This is a genomic window from Streptomyces sp. NBC_01176 (assembly GCF_045039825.1).
GTDB lineage: Bacteria > Actinomycetota > Actinomycetes > Streptomycetales > Streptomycetaceae > Streptomyces.
The window spans coordinates 7,843,111-7,862,887 of sequence record NZ_CP108600.1; the positions used below are offsets into that span (position 1 = coordinate 7,843,111).

The 19,777-nt window shown below is 72.2% G+C and carries 11 protein-coding genes; 3 read left to right on the forward strand and 8 right to left on the reverse strand.

Translation table 11 applies throughout. From position 1 onward, the window contains the following. Positions 1-101: 101 nt before the first annotated feature. From OG199_RS34080 to OG199_RS34090, 3 genes are all read left to right on the forward strand, one after another. Positions 102-1,619 carry a hypothetical protein gene (locus tag OG199_RS34080; RefSeq protein WP_356801723.1) on the forward strand — a complete coding sequence of 506 codons (1,518 nt, stop codon included), beginning with the start codon at positions 102-104 and terminating at the stop codon, positions 1,617-1,619. Positions 1,620-1,752: 133 nt separating this feature from the next. Next, entirely contained in the window at positions 1,753-2,634 is an 882-nt protein-coding gene (locus OG199_RS34085; protein WP_356809616.1) for a hypothetical protein, read from the forward strand. Between the two features lie 62 nt (positions 2,635-2,696). Then, entirely contained in the window at positions 2,697-7,439 is a 4,743-nt protein-coding gene (locus OG199_RS34090; RefSeq protein ID WP_405832688.1) for a hypothetical protein, read from the forward strand. A gap of 99 nt (positions 7,440-7,538) precedes the next feature. Here OG199_RS34090 and OG199_RS34095 read toward each other — a convergent pair whose 3' ends face one another. The 8 genes from OG199_RS34095 to OG199_RS34130 all read right to left on the reverse strand — a co-directional run bounded on the left by OG199_RS34095 (position 7,539) and on the right by OG199_RS34130 (position 19,701). After that, a complete protein-coding gene (locus OG199_RS34095; protein ID WP_405832690.1) occupies positions 7,539-9,089 on the reverse strand; it encodes a GMC family oxidoreductase in 1,551 nt (516 codons plus the stop codon). A 49-nt stretch (positions 9,090-9,138) separates the two neighbouring features. Further along, positions 9,139-10,701: an amino acid permease gene (locus tag OG199_RS34100; protein ID WP_356800808.1), complete on the reverse strand. Its 1,563-nt coding sequence runs from the start codon at positions 10,699-10,701 to the stop codon at positions 9,139-9,141. 197 nt (positions 10,702-10,898) lie between these two features. Next, a complete protein-coding gene (locus OG199_RS34105; protein WP_405832692.1) occupies positions 10,899-12,359 on the reverse strand; it encodes an aldehyde dehydrogenase family protein in 1,461 nt (486 codons plus the stop codon). Further along, positions 12,352-13,497: an aromatic ring-hydroxylating dioxygenase subunit alpha gene (locus OG199_RS34110; RefSeq protein WP_405832694.1), complete on the reverse strand. Its 1,146-nt coding sequence runs from the start codon at positions 13,495-13,497 to the stop codon at positions 12,352-12,354. The genes OG199_RS34105 and OG199_RS34110 overlap by 8 nt, the downstream gene beginning before the upstream one ends. 11 nt (positions 13,498-13,508) lie before the next feature. After that, the gene (gene solA, locus OG199_RS34115) at positions 13,509-14,663 is read right to left on the reverse strand and encodes an N-methyl-L-tryptophan oxidase (RefSeq protein WP_405832696.1); all 1,155 of its coding nucleotides are present in this window, start codon (positions 14,661-14,663) and stop codon (positions 13,509-13,511) included. A 38-nt stretch (positions 14,664-14,701) separates the two neighbouring features. After that, positions 14,702-17,155: an FAD-dependent oxidoreductase gene (locus tag OG199_RS34120; RefSeq protein ID WP_405832698.1), complete on the reverse strand. Its 2,454-nt coding sequence runs from the start codon at positions 17,153-17,155 to the stop codon at positions 14,702-14,704. A 265-nt stretch (positions 17,156-17,420) separates the two neighbouring features. Continuing rightward, entirely contained in the window at positions 17,421-18,506 is a 1,086-nt protein-coding gene (locus OG199_RS34125; RefSeq protein WP_405832700.1) for an S-(hydroxymethyl)mycothiol dehydrogenase, read from the reverse strand. A 373-nt stretch (positions 18,507-18,879) separates the two neighbouring features. Then, a complete protein-coding gene (locus tag OG199_RS34130) occupies positions 18,880-19,701 on the reverse strand; it encodes an IclR family transcriptional regulator (RefSeq protein ID WP_356800802.1) in 822 nt (273 codons plus the stop codon). Between the last annotated feature and the right edge of the window lie 76 nt (positions 19,702-19,777).

Sequence of the window (19,777 nt, forward strand, 5' to 3'; positions counted from 1 at the left end):
TCGGGCGGGGGCCGGCGAGGGGGTGCGCCGCGAACCCGGTGACGGCGGTCGCTTCTGCGCCGTTTCGACCGTTGTCAGACCGAGGACCTAGTCTGTGCACCGTGACTTCGCCTGCATCGACGGACCGTGTTCCGCCCCAGCTCAGCGCGGCGCCGCGCCCGGCTCCGGGTCCGGCCGCCGACGAGGGCCTGGCGCGGCGGCTGCGCGCGCTCGCCTGCACTGCGCCGCTGCACGACCTGGACGTGCGCAAGGCGAATCTCGCGGGTGAGTACACGGTCTACGGCATGGCCGAGGTGGCCCTCGCCGCCATCGACCTCGTCACCCTGAACATGGACTTCGACACCGGAGCCGACCACGACCAGATAGTGGCCAGGCTCATCCCGCGTATCACCGCGCAGGCACCCCGGCGCCCCGTCGCCGAGCACGAGCGGGTGGCCCGCTGGGTCCTGGAGAACCTGATCAACGTCGGCAGCGTCGACCGCGGTTTCCGGGCCGTGTACGGCACGTTCGCGCCCGACGGCTCCTATGTGCGCCGCGACTACGACTTCAAGCTGATCGAGGAGGTCCCCGGGTACGGGGGGACCGTCTACCTCCGTACGACGGACGAGGCGGTCAACGTCCTCGTCGGCGCCCTCGACACCGACGTCACCAGCGCGCAGATCGCCGCCGAGGTCAAGCTGGAGGTGCTGATCAGCCGCGGCCGGCTCGCCGACGCCCAGCTCGCCGCCGAACAGGCCCGCTACCGGACCGTGCAGTACTCGGAGACCCTCCGCAGGGCGCTCGACGCCACCCGGCGCAATGTGCGGGCCGTCGACTGGCTCCGGGCCGTGCCCGACATGATCGCCGAGGCCCTCGACCACGTCGCGGACCGCTATCGCCACGAGAACGCGATCCTCACCAACATCCGCAAGGCCCGCGACGAGTCCGAGGACCCCGAGCAGAAGCGACGGGCCGCCGAGCTCGTCGACATCGTCAAGGACTGCATCCGCCGGCACACACAGCTGCAGTCCCGGCTCCTGGAGGCCGGCCCGCTGTTCCGCGCCGAGCAGGACCGGCAGGCCTTCGCCACCCCCATGACGACCGCGGGCATCGACCTCTACGGTCACCTGGTCGCCCCCCTGCTGCCGCTGCCCGTCGAGCAGGCGCGGCGCGTGACCGACGCCTTCTTCGCGCGCGGAACCGGCCTGCGCACCCCCGTCTCCGTCCGCGTCGGGGATCTCGTCGACCTCCTGCTGACCCCGCCCGTGGAACGGGAGCACCTCGGCGCCGAGATGCCCGAGCCGGACCTGATCGCCACCCCGGACGACAGCCGCTTCAGCGAGGAGCAGCTCGCGAGCGCCATGGACCTGCTCGACCTGCCCGCCGACGCGCCGCGGCGGCTGTCCGGGCTGCTGGCGGAGGCACGCCACCGCGATCCCGAACTTCCCTATCTGGTGGCGCTGTTGGCTGTCCACGCGGCCAGCCCGCCGGTCGGTACCGCCTACCGGCAGGGCGAGGAGAAGCTGCTCTTCGCCGTCGACGACGGGACCGAGCTGGACGACCCGGAGTTCGGCGGCGCCGATCTCATCGTGGGAATGGCCCTGCTGGACGCGGCGGGGATGGCGGCGGACCGGAAGTGAACACCTCGTCGCAAGCGCCGGGGAGCCGCGGGTCGTGCACGGCCCGCCGGCCGGTCGTGGCCGGCCGCGCGGCCGGCCGCACCCCGCACCGGGGCGCCCCCGCCCCCGTACCTCTGAACAAGGAGCCCCTTCCGTGACCGAGCAGCACGTCGAGTGGAGCGAGCCGGACGTCGTCGCCGCGCCGGCGAACGCCCCCGTCACGCCCGCCGACGCCGCCGACGCGGCGCGGCTCGTCGCCTTCGGACTGCAGCCCAAACTGCAGCCCGCGCGCGACCAGGAGTACGCGGAACTGCTGCGGCGCTACCGCGAGGACCCGCCCTTCGCCCGCCTCGCCGACGCCGTGGCCGCCGGGCTCGGACTGGTCGTCCTGGAGGTGTCCGCACGCGCCGGGATGGCGGTCACCGCCGCCGAGGACTCCGTCTTCGCCGTCCGCATGGGCGACTACGCGCGTCGTACCTCCGCCGACTCCGTGGACCGCTTCCTGCACGGCCTCGCCCACCTCGCCGTGGCCGCCCTGGCCTTCCCGCGACCGGAGGACCTGGCCGACGACGGTTACATCGGGCGCGTCTCGGTCAACGGAGTCGACGCGTTCGTACGCCAGGCCTGCCGCCGGCTGGAGGAGCGGGCCGAGGAACTGGGCGAGAACACCGATCCGGCGACCGAGGCCCCGGGGCTGGAGGCGGCCTGGCGGACCTGGGCGCGGCGCAGTTCCACCGGCGCCACCAAGGACGCGCGAAGACTCGCCGGCTCCACCACCGGCATCGTCGGCAAGGCCGTCGCGTTCCTCACCGACTCCGGCTTCCTGCAGCGCACCGGCGACGACGCGGGCGGCACGTACCGGACGACGGCGCGCTACCAGCTCCAGGTCCGGGACATGGCGGGCAGCGCCGCGATGGCCGAGTTGCTGGAGCTGGGCGTCGTCCCGGTGACCGACGGCTCCGCGAGTCTGCTGCCCGCCGAGGACGGCGACGAACTGGAGCCGGTGGCCGGCGCCGGGCTGCCGTTCCACTCCTGACCCCCCACGTAGCCGAAGAACCTCCTTACGTATCCGAAGACTGACGACGAGAGTCCGCCGCCATGTACGAGCTGTCCCGGGTCCGCCTCTACTCCATCGGGCCGGCCGGTGCGCGCTACGCCGACACCGTGCTGGATCTGCGGGGTGTCGGCGAGCCCGTGCCCGACCCCGCGCCCATCCAGGCGGAGTTCTTCGAGGACGAGCCCGTCGGGCCGCCGCGCCGCCCCGCGCCCGCGGGCGTGCTGTTCCTGGAGAACGGCGGCGGCAAGTCCGTACTGCTCAAGCTGATCTTCTCGGTGATGCTGCCCGGGCACCGCAACACACTGGGCGGCGCGAGCTCCGGTGTGCTGCGCAAGTTCCTGCTCGCCGACGACTGCGGCCATGTCGCGCTGGAGTGGCAGCACACCCTCACCGGCGAGTGCGTCGTGGTCGGCAAGGCCAGCGAGTGGCGTGGACGACAGGTCTCCAACGACCCGCGGAAGTTCGCCGAGGCCTGGTACTCCTTCCGGCCCGGACCGGGCCTGAGCCTGGACAGTCTGCCCGTCGCCGAGGCGACCACCGTCCGTCCGTCCGTCGAGGGAGCGTCCGGCGCGCAGGGACGGCGCCGCACGATGAAGGGCTTCCGGGACGCCATCACCGAGGCCGGCAAGGCCTACCCGCACCTGGAGGTGCACTGGGAGGAGATCCACGACCGCTGGAACGAACACCTCGGCGACCTCGGCCTCGACCCCGAACTCTTCCGCTACCAGCGGGAGATGAACGCCGACGAAGGCGAGGCCGCCGGTCTCTTCGCGGTCAAGAAGGACTCCGACTTCACCGACCTGCTGCTGCGCGCCGTCACCGACACCCGCGACACGGACGGACTCGCCGACCTCGTCGGCGGCTTCGGCAACAAACTGGGCCGGCGCTCCGAGCTGATCGCCGAGCGGGACTTCACGGCAGGCTCCGCGGACCTGCTCGGACGCATCGTCGAGGCCGCCGACGCCCGCTCCCGCGCCCGTGACATCCACGCGGCCGCCGAGCGGCGCACCCGGACGCTGGCCCGGCGACTGTCCGCGCGGGCCGTGCGGGAGCGGGTGCGCGCCGGAGAGCTCGCGCAGCGCGTCACCGCCGCCGCGTACGCCGTCACCCATGCCGAGGGCGCCCGCGAGCGCAGTGCGCTGATCGCCGCGGAACTCGCCTACCGGCATGCCTCGTTGGCGCTCGCCGGAGCCGAGAAGTCGGCGGCCGCGCAGAAGCGCGAACTCGCCGACGCGCGCACGCTGCACGCCTCGTGGCAGGCCGCCGAACTCGTCCTGCGCCACCGGGCCGCCGCCGACCGCTCCGCGCGCGTGGCCGCCGCGATCCTCGAGGCCGAACGGGACGCCGCGCCCGCGCTCGCCGCCCGCGCCCGGGCCGCCGTCGACCTCGTCCGCGCCCTGCACCGCGCCGCCGAGGGCGCCGAGGCACTCGCCAACGAGGAGGAGGAGCGCTCCGCCGGGCTCCAGGACGTCGGCGAGACCGCGTACGCCGACTCCACCGCCGCGGCCACCGCCGCCCAGCGCGCCCGCAGCGAGATCGGACACCTGCGCCAGCGGCTGAGCGAGGTCGAGCAGGAGACCGCCGAGGCGGTCCGCGCGGGCTGGCTCGACGACACCGCCCCCGACGCCGACCCGGCCCGCGCCGCGCTCGCCGCCAGCGACGCGGAGAAGACCGCCGTCGCGGCCTGGGACACCGCGCGCGAGGCCTCGCGACGGGCCACGGAGCACGCCCGGGAGGCGGCGTCCACCGAGTCCCGCGCCGAGCTGACGGCCGCCCGCGCGGCGGACGCGGCGGCGGCGGCCGAGCGGGCGTACGACGGGGAGCGCCGTACGGCGGAGGGACTGGCGGGGGAGGAGCGGCTCGCGGAACTGCTCAGCCTGCCGAGCGCCGGAGCCAGGGCGCGCGGCGGAGTGCCGCTGCCCCGGGCGGGCGCGGACACCGCCGACGCGACGACCGGCCGCCTCGGCCGGCAGGCGGCCGCTGGCGACGACACGACCGGGCGCACCGGGCACTCCGCGTCCGGCGGCCACGGCGGCGACACCTCCGCCGAACCCTGGACCGCGGCCGAAGACGCCCTCACCCCCGAGGAGCTGGACCAGTACGCCGACGAGCTGCGCACGCTCCTCGACGACGGTGTCTCCTCCGCCGAACGCCAGCTGTTCGAGCTGCGGACCGCCGCGGCCGACGACGCACGCATCCTCGGTGCCCTCGGCGACGGCGGACTCCTGCCGCCCGGCCCGGACGTACTGGCCACGGTCGAGTACCTCGGCGAGCACGGCATCCCGGCACTGCCCGGCTGGCGCTATCTCGCCCAGGCCGTCGACCCGGTCGACCACGCGCGCGTGCTGGCCGCCCGCCCGGAACTCGTCGACGGCGTGATCATCACCGACCCGGACACGCACGCACGGGCCCGCGAGGCACTCGGAGAGGCGGCGCTGCTGCCGCGCTCCGCCGTCGCCGTCGGCACCGCCGCCGCACTGCTCGCCCCGACCCCGGCCGCCGACGCCGGAGACAGCGGGGTGTTCCTCGTCCCCCCGAACCCGGCCATGCACGACGAGCACGCCGCCGACGAGGAACGGCAGACGCTGCGTGCCCGCGCCACCGGTCGGGACGAGGAGATCCGCGTCCTGGCCGGCCGGCTCGCCAAGGACCGTGAGCTGGCGGCGCGGCTCGCGTCCTGGCGCACCGGATGTCCGGCCGGCCGGCTCGTCGAACTCGCCGGTGCCGCCCAGGAAGCCCGCGCCTTCGCCGAGGAGGCCGAGGCCGAACTCGCCGAGGCGCGTACGGTGCGGGCCGAGGCCGACGAGACCGCCGCCGAGGCCGCCCTCGTACGCGACGAACGCCAGGACACCGCGCAGCGCGCCCGGCGCGCCGCCGATGCGCTCGCGGGCCTCGCCTTCCGGCTGCGCGAACGCGCGGGCTGGCAGGTCAAACTGCGCGAACTCGCCGACGAGGCATCGGAGTCGGAGGCCCGCGCCCAGGCCTGCCTGGAGCGCGCCCGCGCCGCCGACGAGGACCGCCGTGCCACCCAGCGCGCCGCCGACGACGCCCGCCGCACGGCCCGCGCGCTGCGCGCCGAGCGCGCGGAGATCGCAGGCGCCCCCGACGACGTACCGCAGGACGCGCCCGACGCCGCGAAGTCGTCGCTGCCCGCCCTGCGCGAGGCCTACCGAGCCGCGTCGCAGCTGTACGAGAAGGTCGGCGTCGGCGCCGACCTGCGGGCCGAGCAGGCGCGGGCCGAGAGCGACGAGAGCGCGGCGCTGGCCGAACTGGACCGGCTGAGCAACAAGGTGCGCACCCGCGCGGCACAGCTGCTGGAGTCCCCGGACGGGTCCGACGGGCCGTCCCGGCAGGCCGCCGCCGCCCGCGCCGAGGAACTCGTACAGCTCCTGGAGACCCGGATGTCGACCGCGAGCGAGCAGCTCGGGCGGCTGCGCGGCGAGGCCGAGCGGCACGCGCCGGAGGACGGCGGTGTCCACACGGAACTGTCCGAGGAACTGGTCCCGCGCGACGCCGAGCACGCCCAGACCCTGCTGCGCACGGCCACCGGTGAACTCGCCTCCCGCGCCGAGGCGTTGAACCAGGCCCGAGCGGCGCACGCCGAACTGCTCGACGCCCACCGCACCGCCGAGGACGCGGCCGGCGGCTTCGACGAGACGGCAGCCCTGCTGCGCGACCTGCTGCGCGAGCACTCCGACGAGGAGCAGGACGAGCAGGAGCCCTACCCCGGCAGTCTCGAAGAGGCACGGCACGCCGCCACCGAGACCCGCCGCTCCCTGCGCGGCTGCGCCGCCGACCTCTCCGCCGCCGAGGGCGCCGTCCGTGAGGCCGGCGACATCCTCGTACGGCACGCCAACTCCACGCGCTACGAGCAGGTGCGCACCCCGGCCCGGCAGCAGATCCGCGAGCTGCCCGCCTCCGCGCTGCCCGAGCACGCCCAGAAGTGGGCGGACGCCTTCGCGCCCCGGCTGCGGGTCCTCACCGACGAGTTGGAGCAGCTGGAGCGCAACCGGGACTCGATCGTCGACCGGCTGCGCGGGCTCGTGGAGTCCTCCCTCGCCACCCTGCGCTCCGCCCAGCGGCTGTCCCGGCTGCCCGAGGGGCTCGGCGAGTGGTCGGGACAGGAGTTCCTGCGCATCCGCTTCGAGGAACCCGACCAGGCCACGCTGACCGAACGGCTCGGCGAGGTCGTCGACGAGGCCACCCGTGCGGCGGTCAAGAAGAACTCCGACATGCGCCGCGACGGCATGTCGCTCCTGCTGAGGGGCGTCGGCGCCGCGCTCCGGCCCAAGGGGGTCGCGGTCGAGATCCTGAAGCCGGACGCGGTGCTGCGCGCCGAGCGGGTGCCCGTCGGACAGATGGGCGACGTGTTCTCCGGCGGGCAGCTGCTGACCGCCGCCATCGCGCTCTACTGCACGATGGCGGCACTGCGCAGCAACGACCGGGGCCGCGACAAGCACCGGCACGCCGGCACGCTCTTCCTCGACAACCCCATCGGGCGCGCCAACGCGACGTACCTGCTGGAGCTGCAGCGGGCCGTCTCGGACGCGCTCGGCGTCCAACTCCTTTACACCACCGGCCTGTTCGACACGACCGCGCTCGCCGAGTTCCCCCTCGTCATCCGACTGCGCAACGACGCCGACCTGCGCGCCGGGCTGAAGTACATCAGCGTGGAGGAACACCTCCGGCCGGGACTTCCGCGTGAGGCTCCCGCCGGGGAGGCCGTGCACACGGAGATCACGGCGACGCGGATGTTCAAGCGCCCGGCGCCGATCGCTCCGTAGGGGGAGGAGGGCCGTGGGGAACCGCGGCCCGTCCGCGGCACCGCGCCCACGCGGCAGAGCCGCATGGGGCCACGGCCCCCCGCCCCTTGCGGAGTGCTCCTACGCGTCCTCCTTCAGCAGGTCCGCGCACTTCTCGCCGATCATCATCGTCGTGATGCAGGGATTGACGGAGATGAGATCCGGCATCACCGAGCCGTCCGCGACCCGCAGACCCTCCACGCCCTTGACCCGCAGTCGCGCGTCGAGCGGGGCCGAGGGGTCGTCGTCCGCGCCCATCTTCACGGTGCAGGAGGGGTGGTAGACGGTGTTGTGGGTCTTGTGGATGTAGTCGAGCAGTTCGTCGTCCGTCCGGATGTCCGGACCGGGAGCCAGTTCGGCCCCCGTCCACCCGCTCAGCGCGGGCTGCGACGCGATCTCCCGGGCCAGCTTCAGCCCGTACGTCATCACGCGCACGTCGTGCTCGTGGGTGAAGTAGCGCGGATCGACCATCGGCTTGTCCCGGTAGTCGCGGGTGCGCAGCCGCACCGTGCCGCGCGACTTCGCGCGGGTGACGTTCGGGGTCAGGCAGAAGGCGTTCTCGGTCGTGGGGAATCCGTGCCGCGCGGTGTTCATGTCGAACGGCACCGAGCCGTAGTGGTACATCAGATCGGGCCGGTCCAGGCCCGGTTCGGTGTCGTAGAAGATGCCCGCCTCCCACCACTGGCTGGACGTGGTGGTCATCGGCTGCCGGGCCTCCCACATGATGACGCCCTCGGGATGGTCCTGGAGGTTCTCGCCGACACCCGCCGAGTCCACCACGACGTCGACACCGACCTCGCGCAGATGCGCCGCCGGCCCGATGCCCGACAGCATCAGCAGCTTGGGCGTGTCGATGGACCCGCAGGACACGATCACCTCGCGGCGGGCGCGCACCGTCCGGGTGTGGATCAGGTCCGGGTCCAGGTACTCGGCGCCCACGCAGCGCCGCCCCGCCAGGACGAGTTTCCTGGCGCGCACCCCCGTCCGTACCGAGAGGTTCGGCCGCTTGCCCATGACCGGGTGCAGATACGCGACGGACGAGGACTGGCGGATGTTGTTCTCGTCGGAGTTGATCTGGAACCAGTTGGCGCCGCGGACCACGGTCGTGCCGGTGTTGAAGGCCGTGGTCGGAATGCCCGCCTGGGCGCACGCCTCGAGGAGTGCGGTACCGCAGGGGTCCGCGCCCTTCAGCGTGCGCAGTTTCACCGGGCCGGTGCGACCGTGGTGGTCGCCGGGAGCGTCGTTGGACTCCAGCCGCCGGTAGAGCGGGAAGAGTTCGGCCGCGCTCCACCCCGTGCAGCCGGCCGCGGCCCAGTCGTCCAGGTCCTCCGCGGGGGCCCAGAAGGCGATGCAGGAGTTGTGCGAGGAGCAGCCCCCGAGCACCTTGGCGCGGGCGTGCCGCATGAAGCTGTTGCCGCTGGTCTGCGGTTCGACGGGGTAGTCCCAGTCGTAGCCGGACTCCAGCAGCCCCATCCAGCGTTCCAGCTTCAGGACGTCGTCGTCGCCGACGTCGCTGGGCCCCGCCTCCAGCACGCACACGGTGACGGAGGGATCCTCCGAGAGCCGGGCCGCCACCACGTTGCCCGCCGTACCGCCGCCTACCACTACATAGTCGAACTCATCGACACTCATGGAGAGTCGACCTCCTCGGGTTGCTCTTCGACTGGTTGTCCGCCGGGCCTCACTCGGCGGCGGGGGCGATCAGGGGAGAGGCGGCGGACGCATCGGACCGGAGCTGGTGCTCGGCGAGCACCCCGGTGCGGTGTCGCTGCACGAACCAGTAGTAGGCGAAGCCGCCGCCGGCGACGACGGCCACGAACAGGACGGCGCCCCAGCGCAGGTACCAGTGGTACGGGGCGCTCGCGTTGTAGACCGCGGAACGCGGCCAGATGAGGTTGACCGTCATCGCCGTGCCCCAGACGACGGCGACGATGTTGACGAGCAGTCCCCAGCGGCCCAGTGAGAACTTGCCGTCGCCCGCCGGCTGCCACTTGCCCCGCAGCCGGGCGACCAGCATGGGCCCCGTGACCATGAGGTACGCCAGGTAGATCATGATGATGCCGATGCTGGTGACCACGGTGAAGATCTGCGGCTGACGGATGTTGACCACCAGGATCGCCAGCGCGAGGAGCCCGATGATCACGGTCGGCAGCACCGGCGTCCGGAACCGCGGGTTGACCTTGGCCAGCTTGGAAGAGGCGGGCAGGTTGGTGTCGCGGGCCATCGCGAAGGCCAGCCGGACCGCCGCCGTGTGCACGGCCAGCGCGCACACCGTGACCGCGATCAGCACACACCACAGCATCGCCTTGCCGGCCGTCGGGCCGAGCACGTCGAGGACGATGTACTGCAGCCCGTCCGTCGAGAGCTTCTCGCCCTTCAGGCTGGAGACGCTCATCAGCGCGAGGAGCAGCACGAGCCCGCCGAGGACGAAGGAGGCGACGATGGCGCGGATGATGGCGCGCGGAGCGTTGCGCGAGGGATCGAGGCACTCCTCACCGAGCGACGAGGCCGTGTCGAATCCGTACATCACGTAGGCGGACGCCAGCGAGGCCACCAGGAACGCGCCGAGATAGCCGAACGACTGCCCGTTGCCGGTGCCCTGGGTGTCCATCACCACCTGGGGGCCGCGCGTGATGTGCACCGCGAAGAGGATGATCAGCACGACGGTCGCGATCAACTCGATGAAGACACCCGCGGTGTTGATGGTCGCCATCAGCTTCACGCCGAAGGCGTTGACCAGGGTGGTGAACAGGATCAGTACGGCCGCCAGCAGTACGGCGTTGGTGGCGACGTCGTACTTTCCGGTGCCGTCGCCCACGAACTGGAAGGTGGAGGAGATCTGCGGAAGCGTCAGTTGATAGGCGAGCGCGACGGCCGCGATCGACACGATCGACGCGAGCAGCATCATCCAGCCCGCGAGCCAGCCTATGTGCGGATTGCCCACCTTCTTGGACCAGTTGTAGACGGAACCGGCCACCGGGTAGCGGGCGGCGAGTTCGGCGAAGCAGAGCGCGACCATGAACTGGCCGATGAACACCATCGGCCAGGACCACCAGTAGGCGGGACCGCCGCTGCCGTAGCCGAAGTAGAAGAGCTGGAAGGTGCCGGTGAGGATGGAGATGTAGCTGATGCCCGCGGCGAAGGTGTGGAAGTTGCCGAGGGTGCGCTTCAGTTCCGGCTTGTAGCCGAACTCGGAGAGTTCGGCGTCGTCGTCCTGGTCGGTGGTCGGTGGACGGGTGGTCATGAGCGGCCTCCTGGATCGGGGAGAGGGACGCGGCTCGTGCGGGTGGAGTCGGGGGGTGGCTGCGGGTGGGTGGACGGGGGAGTCGGGGGGCAGCGGGGGAACGGGGACAGGGGGGACAGGGGGACTCGGGAGGAGGCGGCGGCTGGGTAGGGGTTCCGGGAGGTGGATCGGGCGACCGTCAGGGGATCACCGGTGGATCACGCGAACCAGCCCTGCGGAGACGGATCGGTGTTGCGCCAGATGTGCTTCGCCTCGCGGTACTCGGCGAGGCCGGCCGGTCCGAGTTCACGCCCGAAACCGGACTGCTTGAAGCCACCCCATTCGGCCTGCGGGACATAGGGGTGGTAGTCGTTGATCCAGACCGTCCCGAGCCGCAGCCGCGCCGCCACCCGCTGGGCCTTGGCCTCGTCCGTGGTGAACACGGCGCCCGCCAGGCCGTAGATCGTGTCGTTGGCGAGCCGCACGGCGTCCGCCTCGTCGCGGAAGCGCTCCACGGTCAGCACCGGACCGAAGGACTCGTCCTGGACCACGGACATGTCGCCCGTGCATTCGTCCAGCACGGTGGGCAGATAGTAGAACCCCTCGTCGAGCCCCTCGGGGCGCCTTCCGCCGCAACGCAGCACCGCGCCCTCCGCGATGCCCCGCTCGACGTACGCCTCGACCTTGGCGCGGTGCGCCGCCGAGACCAGCGGTCCGGTCTGCGCCTGCTCGTCGAACGGTCCGCCGAGCCGGATCAGCTCGGCCCGGCGGACGACCTCGTCGACGAACCGGTCGTGCAGCGCGTCCTCGACCAGCAGCCGGGCCCCCGCCGAGCAGACCTGCCCGGAGTGCAGGAAGACCGCGGTCAGCGCCATGTCGACCGCGGTCTCGAAGTCGGCGTCGGCGAAGACGATGTTGGGGTTCTTGCCGCCGAGCTCCAGGGCGACCTTCTTCACCGTCCCGGCCGCCGCGGCCATCAGCCGCCGCCCGGTGTGCAGGCCGCCGGTGAAGGAGACGAGGTCCACGTCCGGGTGGTCGGCGAGCGGCGCGCCCGCCTCGGGTCCCGCGCCCAGCACGAGATTGGCCGCTCCGGCCGGCAGCCCGGCCTCCTCGAGGAGCCGCATCAGATGGATCGCCGTGTGCGGGGTGAGCTCGCTCGGCTTGAGCACGAAGGTGTTGCCCGCCGCGAGCGCCGGAGCGACCTTCCAGGCCGTCTGCAGCAGCGGATAGTTCCAGGGCGTGATCAGCGCGCAGACCCCGACCGGCTCGTACACGACCCGGCTGTCGACGCTCGCCGTGCCCGTGTCCACGATCCGGCCCGTCTCGACGGAGGCGGCCCGGCCGAAGTAGCGGAAGCAGTTCGCGATGTCGTCGATGTCGTACTCGCTCTCGACGAGCCGCTTGCCGGTGTCGAGCGACTCGGCGCGGGCGAGCGCGTCCTTGTCCCGTACGAGGAGGTCGGCGACGCGCAGCAGCAGGTCGCCGCGGTCCGTCGCCGGGGTCGAGGGCCACGGCCCCTCGTCGAAGGCACGGCGCGCCGCGGCGATCGCCTCCACCGTGTCCTTGCCGCCCGCCTCGTCGACGACCCCGACCAGGGAGCCGTCGGCGGGGCAGCGGATCTCGCGGGTGCGCTCGTCGAGAGCGCCCCGCCATGTACCGTCGATGAACAGGTCAGGCACTGGGGCCTCCCAATTGCCGGATCAGCCACTCGTGGAAGATCCCTATGTGATGCTCGGTGGGCACCAGGACACCACCGTTCCGGTACGCCCGCGACGCCATGGCCGGCTGGGTACGTTCGCAGGCCTCGAAATCCTGTTCGTTGACCCGGTGGAAGAGCTCGACCGACCTGGACACATCGGCGCCGGACTCCACGACCTCCGGCGCGTAGAGCCAATCGCACTCGACGACCGTGCGGTCCTCGGCAAGCGGGAACATGCGGTGCAGGATGACATGGTCCGGGACCAGATTGATGAAGACCGTCGGTTTCACCGTGATCGCGTAATAGCGGCGGTCCTGGTCGTCCGCCACGTCCGGCAGCCGGCCGAAGCCCTCGCTGCCGTCGACCGTGAACCCCCGGACGTCCTCGCCGAACTCGGCGCCGTGCCCCACGTAGTACTGGGCGGCGTACCCCTCGGCGAACTCCGGGAGCACGTCGGTGAGCTCGGGGTGGATCGTGGCGCAGTGGTAGCACTCCATGAAGTTCTCGACGATCAGCTTCCAGTTCGCCTTCACGTCGTACCGGACGCGCCTGCCGAGCGCCAGCTTCTCCGTGCCGTAGTGCTCGATCGCGGCCGCGTCGCCCAGCCGCTCCACGGCCGCGCCCAGCACCGTCTCCTCGAAGGAGGGCGGCTCGTCGGCCAGGCACACCCAGGCGTAGCCGAGCCACTCCCGCAGCGCGACCCCGATCAGGCCGTACGCGACCCGGTCGATGTCCGGCATCCGCACCAGGTTCGGCGCGGCGACCAGCTTCCCGTCGAGGCCGTAGGTCCAGGCGTGGTACGGGCACTGGAGATTGCGTCGGACCTCGCCCGACTCCTGCGTGCACAGCCGGGCCCCGCGATGCCGGCAGACGTTCAGGAAGGCACGCAGTTCACCCGTGCGTGAGCGGGTGACCAGGACGCTCTCCCGGCCGACCTGCACGGTACGGAAGGCGCCGGGCCGCGCGAGGTCCGCGGAGCGGACGGCACAGAACCACATCGACTCGAACAGGGATTCCTGTTCCCGCCGGAAGATCTCCGGGTCGGTGTAGTAATGGCCGGGCAGGGTGGCGATCAGGCTGGGGGAGAGCGGGGACCGGGAGACGGGGGTCGTCTTCACGTGCGTACTCCTCAGGCGGGCGCGGCGGCGAGGCGGTGGGGGTCGAACAACCCGATCGGGTGATCGGTGGTGCCGGTCAGCGCGAGGTCGGCGAGGATCTCGCCGACGACCGGCACGAACTTGAAGCCGTGCCCGGAGAACCCGCAGGCCACGGTCACGGTCTCCGGGTGCGCCGGATGGCGGGCGATGACGAAGTGCTCGTCGGGGGTGTTGGAGTACATGCAGGTGGCGGCCTTGAGGAAGGTGCCGGGCAGGTCGGGGATGCAGCGGGACATGTGATCCGCCATGGCCCGGATCTCGTCCTCGTGGACCGTCCGGTCGATGGTCTCCGGGGTGGTCACGACGCCCTTGCGGAAGAAGGCGACCTTGGCGCCCAGCTCCGGCCCGTCGATGGACGGGAAGCCGTACACCTGGACTCCGGCGGCGTCCTCCCAGATGTAGATGGGATGCTCCTCGGGCAGGAACGGCCGGACCCCGCCCCTCGGTTGGAACCAGTACATGACCTGCCGCTCGATGGTGAACGGCACCCCGAGGTCGGTCAGCAGCCGCGGCGCCCAGGCGCCCGGGCAGATCACCAGCCGGCCCGCGGTGTAGGTGTTCTCGGCGGTGTGGACGCGCACCCCGTCCCGGTAGGGCTCCCAGCGCGTCATCGGTTCCTCGAAGTGCAGGTCGGCGCCCTGCCGGGTGGCGAGCTGGAGGTGCGCGGCGACGGTGTTCTCGGGGCGGACGAGCCCGGCCCGCGCCTCGTACAGCGCGACCTCGTCGTCGCCCGGGTTCAGGGTCGGGAAGCGGCGGCGGATCTCCGGGGCGTCCAGCATCTCGTGGGGCAGGTCCCACCGCTCGGCGGAGAGCAGCGAGCCGGAGACCGTCCGCGAGTCGGGACAGCCGATCATCACCCCGCCGCAGAGGGTGGCGATCTCCCGGCCCGTCGCCCGCTCCAACTCCTCGTACAGCTCGTAGGAGCGAAGCAGCAGGGGTACGTACGCCGGGTCCTCGAAGTAGGACTGCCGGGTGATGCGCGAACCGCCGTGGCTGGAGCCGCGGTTGTGGACCGGGCCGAACTTCTCCAGGCCGAGCACGCGGGCACCGCGTGCCGACAGATGGTGGGCGGCGGCGCTGCCCATGCCGCCGAGACCGATCACGATCACGTCGTAAGTGGGGGACACGGGGACCTCCTGGGCGTGTTGGGGCGTGTGCGGGCTTCTCAGCGGCGGATGCGGGTCATCTTCGGGTCGAAGAGCGGCTCGTCGGCGACGGTGGCCGGTATCTTCGCGCCGAAGTACTCGATGTGCACGGCTGTGCCGGCCGGGAGCGCCGGCAGCCAGGCGTAGGCGACACAGCGGCCCAGCGTGTAGCCGTACGAGGCGCTGGTCACGTACCCGGCCGGGGCGCCGTCGACGTGGACGGGCTCCTTGCCGAGCACGACGGACGCCGGGTCGTCCAGGAGCAGCGCGGTCAGTCTGCGGGCGGGCTCCGCCGTCGCGAGGCCCTGCAGTGCCTCCTGGCCGACGAAACCGTCCTTGTCCATACGGACCGCGAAGCCGACGCCCGCCTCGAACGGGTTGTGCTCGTCCGTCATGTCGGTGCCCCAGGCCCGGTACCCCTTCTCCAGCCGCAGACTGTTGAAGGCCGACCGGCCGGCCGCGACCACGCCGTGCGGCTGCCCCGCCTCCCACAGGGTGTCCCAGAGCCTGAGCCCCAGATCCGCGGTGGTGTAGAGCTCCCAGCCCAGCTCACCCACGTACGACAGCCGCATCGCCGTCACCGGGACGTGCCCCAGGTACGTCTCCTTCGCGCGGAAGTAGCCGAAGCCCTCGTGCGAGAAGTCGTCGCGCGTCAGTGGCTGGACGAGGTCCCTGGCGAGCGGCCCCCAGACGCCGACGCAGCAGGTGCCGGAGGTGATGTCCCGGATGTGCACGTCGCCGGGGGCGTGCCGGGTCAGCCAGTCCAGGTCGGCGGGGGAGTTGGCGCCCACCTGGAACCGGTCGGGGGCGAGGCGCGCGACGGTGAGGTCGGAGCGTATGCCGCCCGTGGCGTCGAGCAGCAGGGTGTAGGTGACCGAGCCGGGCTTCTTGCGGAGGTTGTTGCTGGTCATGCGCTGGAGGAAGTCGAGGGCACCGGCGCCGGTGACTTCGAGGCGGCGCAGTGGGGTCATGTCGTACAGCGCGACCCTCTCGCGGGTCGCCTTCGCCTCGGCCGCCGCGATCGGCGACCAGTAGCGCGCCGACCAGGCGTCCCGTGCGGGGAGTTCGATGCCGTCCACCAGGGGGGCGTTCGTCTCGTACCAGTGCGGGCGCTCCCAGCCGCCGCCCTCCAGGAAGTACGCGCCGAGCTCTTGCTGCCTCGTGTGGAAGGGGCTGACGCGCAGCGGACGGGGGTCCTCCATCGGCTGGAGCGGGTGCAGGACGTCGTACACCTCGACGAACTGCCGCGCACCGCGCTCACGGACGTACGACGGTGAGCGCTGCGCGTCCTCGAAGCGGGTGAGGTCGCATTCGTGCAGGTCGAGAGAGGCACGACCGTCGACCATCCACTCGGCGACGGCCTTCGCCACCCCCGCGGAGTGGGTGACCCAGACGGCCTCGGCCAGCCAGAAACCGCGCAGGGCGCGCGACTCGCCGAGCACCGGCATGCCGTCCGGGGTGAAGGAGAAGACGCCGTTGAAGCCCTCCTCGATCTCGGTCCCGCGCAGGGCGGGCAGCAGCCAGCGGCAGTCCTCCCAACTCGGCGCCCAGTCCTCCTCGGTGAAGGGGTACGAGGACGGCATCGCCATGTCGTTCGCGCGTGCCTCGTCGTAGGGGAGGACGCCGAACGGGTCGACGGGCAGCGGCCTGTGGGCGTAGCTGCCGATGCCGATGCGGTCGGTGTGCTCGCGGAAGTAGAGGTCGCGGTCCTGGAAGCGGAGGATGGGCTTCGAGGCCTCGGCGGTGGCGTCGGCCAGCTCGGGGAGCCGCTTGGTCTTCGCGTACTGGTGCGCGAGCGGTTGCAGAGGTACGTCGACCCCGGCCATCCGCCCGATGACCGGCCCCCAGAATCCGGCCGCCGAGACGACGTGGTCGGCGGGGAAGGCGCCGCGGTCGGTGACGACGGCGGTGACTCTGCCCCCCTCACGCTCGATACCGACGACCGTGTGACGGTCCAGGAAGCGGGCGCCCCGTGCGGTGGCGCGCTCCATCTGGGCGCGGGCCGCGGGCACCGCGCGGGCCAGGCCGTCGTCGGGGGTGTGGAAACCCCCGAGCACCACCGACCGGTCGAGGAGCGGCCACAGTTGCCCGCAGCGCGCCGCGCTGACGATCTCGCCCCGGACGCCCCAGGCGGCGGCGTACCCGGCCCTGCGGTGCAGGTCGGCGAGGCGCTCGGGCGTGGTGGCGAGCTCCAGACCACCGACCGGGTCGAAACAGGGGACGCCGTCGACCTGGAGGGAGGTGAACTTCTCCACGGTGTAGCGGGCGAACGCCGTGAGGGTCCTGGACGGGCTGGTCTGGAACACCAGGCCCGGTGCGTGCGAGGTGGAGCCGCCCGGGGCGGGCAGCGGCCCCTGGTCGAGAACGGTGACGTCCGTCCAGCCGCGGGCGGTCAGCTCGTCGGCGAGGGAGCAGCCGACGATGCCGGCGCCGATGACGACCACACGGGGACGGGTTGCGGGCGTGCTGGACATGCCCCTCCTTGCCGGGGTGGGGAGCGAACGCGCTGGGGGTGCGGGCAGAGAGCGCCCCGGTGGAGCGGACGCTGACCGGAGCGGGCGTGGATGCGGGAGCGGGTGTGGTTGTGGGAACGGGTGTGGGCGCGAGAACGGGTGTTATTCGCGAACAGGCGTGGTTGCGGGAGCGGGTGTGGATGCGCGAACAGGCGTGGTTGCGGGAGCGCGTGGTACTAGGACGCGCGGGCGTCGGACGGCTCGGCGGTCACGGCGGTCACGGCGGTCACAGGACCACCACCGAGCGCAGCACCTCACCCCGCCGCATCTTCGCGAACGCCTCCTCCACCTGGTCGAGCGCGATGGTCTCGGAGACGAACGCGTTGAGGTCCAGCAGTCCGTACAGGTACTGGTCGATGAGGTACGGGAAGTCCCGGCTCGGCAGGCAGTCCCCGTACCAGGACGACTTCAGCGCGCCGCCGCGCGAGAACAGGTCGATCAGCGGAAGGTCGATCCTCATCTCGGGATCGGGGACACCGACCTGGACGAGCACACCGGCGTGGTCGCGCATGTAGAAGGCCTGTCTGTACGTCTCCGGGCGGCCCACCGCGTCGATGGCGAGGTCGACTCCGAAGCCGCCGGTGAGGGCCCGCACGGCCTCGACCGGGTCCGTGCCGCGCGAGTTCACCGTGTGGGTCGCGCCGAACCTCTCCGCCTGGTCGAGCTTCTTGTCGTCGATGTCGACGGCGATGACCTTCATGGCGCCGTTGAGACAGGCGCCGGCGATCGCCGCGTTGCCTACACCGCCGCATCCGATGACGGCGACGGTGTCACCGCGGCCCACGTTGCCGGTGTTGACCGCGGCGCCGTATCCGGCCATCACTCCGCAGCCGATCAGGCCCGCGGCCTCCGGGCGGGCGGCCGGGTCGATCTTCACCGCCTGACCGGCCGCCACGAGGGTCTTCTCGGCGAAGGCGCCGATGCCGAGGGCGTTGCTGAGCGCGGTGCCGTCGAGGAGCGTCATGGGCTGGGTGGCGTTGCGGGAGTCGAAGCAGTACCAGGGGCGGCCACGGCGACAGGAGCGACAGGTTCCGCACGGTGCCCGCCAGGCGAGGACGACGTAGTCGCCGGGGACCAGGTCGGTGACGCCCTCACCGACCGCCTCGATCGTGCCGGCCGCCTCATGGCCGAGGAGGAAGGGGAAGTCGTCGGTGATCGCGCCCTCCCGGTAGTGCAGATCCGTGTGGCACACCCCGCAGGCCTGGACGTCGACGAGCACCTCGCCGGGGCCCGGATCGGGAACGACGACGGTCCGCACCTCCACCGGTGCACCCTTCTTGACAGCGACTACGGCACGGACCTCGTGTGGCACGACAAGCTCCTCTGCTGTTGCGCATTGCACTATGGGTTGCGCGATGAGGAACATCTTGAGAACGCCGTCAGCGAGCCGTCAAGAGGTGGGAGTTAACCCTTGGCAAAAGGAACGGGGCGCCCGAAACCTGACGGACACACAGCGCAGCGGGGCCCGGGATCGTCCCGGGCCCAGCGTCGTGGTGAGGCGGCGGATCCGCACGATTCCGCCGCGGCGCACACCCCTTGGGGGTCGCGTACGGGCCTCGCCGGGGCGAGGGCAGGCGCCGGAACCGGCCCTTGTTCCCGTCCCCGTCGCCGCCGTCCCCGTTGCCGCCGTCCCCGTCGCCACCGTCCCCGTTGGCGCGGCGCGCCGCCGGCGGCTCGGGCGGCTCTCAGAAGCCGTACCCCATGCGCCGCGACAACTCGGCCCCCGCCGCAACCGTCCGCTTGGACAGCTCCGGCAGGCGGTCGGCGTTCAGCCGGTAGACCGGTCCCGACACGCTGATCGCCGCGATCACCTTGCCGTCGTGCGCGCGGACCGGCGCGGCCACGGCGGCGAGGCCGAGCTCCAGTTCCTCGATGGTCATGCCGTAGCCCTGCTCGATCACGGCCTCCAACTCGGCGCGCAGGGTGGAGGGGCCCGTGATCGTCCGCTCCGTGAAGCGCGGCAGGGGCCTCGCGAGCAGGCCTTCGCGCAGCGTGGGAGGCATGTGCGCGAGCAGCACCTTGCCGCTGGAGGTGGCGTGCAGCGGGGTGCGTCTGCCCAGCCAGTTCTGCGCGGTGACCGACGCGGTGCCACGGGCCTGCATGATGTTGACCGCCGCGTCGTCGTCGAGGACCGCGATGTTGACCGTCTCGCCCAGCTCGTCGGCGAGTTCGCGGCAGACCGGGACGCCCTCCTGGGAGATGTCCAGACGCACCGCCGCCGCTCCGGCCAGGCGCAGTACGGCGGCCCCCAGGTAGTACTTCCCGCGGTCCTTGGCCTGGGCCACCAGACCGCGGTTCTCCAGGACGCCGAGGAGGCGGAAGGCGGTGGACTTGTGCACGTCCAGCTCTTCGGCGATCTCGGTGACACCGGCCTCGCCGAGCCGGGCGAGGATCTCCAGCACGCTCACGGCGCGGTCCACCGACTGGACGGCACTGCCCGCGCCCCTGCCGTTCCGCTTCTCGGGAAAACCCTCGGAGTGCTCAGCCTGCTTCTGCGTGCGGGTCATAGCTCAACTCTCACCACCTGGCAGCCCTGTTTGGGCCGCATCTGCGGGAAGCCCTTGACGTGACGGGACCCCCGCA

Excerpts from the sequence above, each read along its gene's own strand:
- OG199_RS34090 (WP_405832688.1), top strand. The coding sequence starts at position 2,697 with ATGTACGAGCTGTCCCGGGTCCGCCTCTACTCCATCGGGCCGGCCGGT.
- OG199_RS34095 (WP_405832690.1), bottom strand. The coding sequence starts at position 9,089 with ATGAGTGTCGATGAGTTCGACTATGTAGTGGTAGGCGGCGGTACGGCG.
- OG199_RS34100 (WP_356800808.1), bottom strand. The coding sequence starts at position 10,701 with ATGACCACCCGTCCACCGACCACCGACCAGGACGACGACGCCGAACTC.
- OG199_RS34120 (WP_405832698.1), bottom strand. The coding sequence starts at position 17,155 with ATGTCCAGCACGCCCGCAACCCGTCCCCGTGTGGTCGTCATCGGCGCC.
- OG199_RS34130 (WP_356800802.1), bottom strand. The coding sequence starts at position 19,701 with ATGACCCGCACGCAGAAGCAGGCTGAGCACTCCGAGGGTTTTCCCGAG.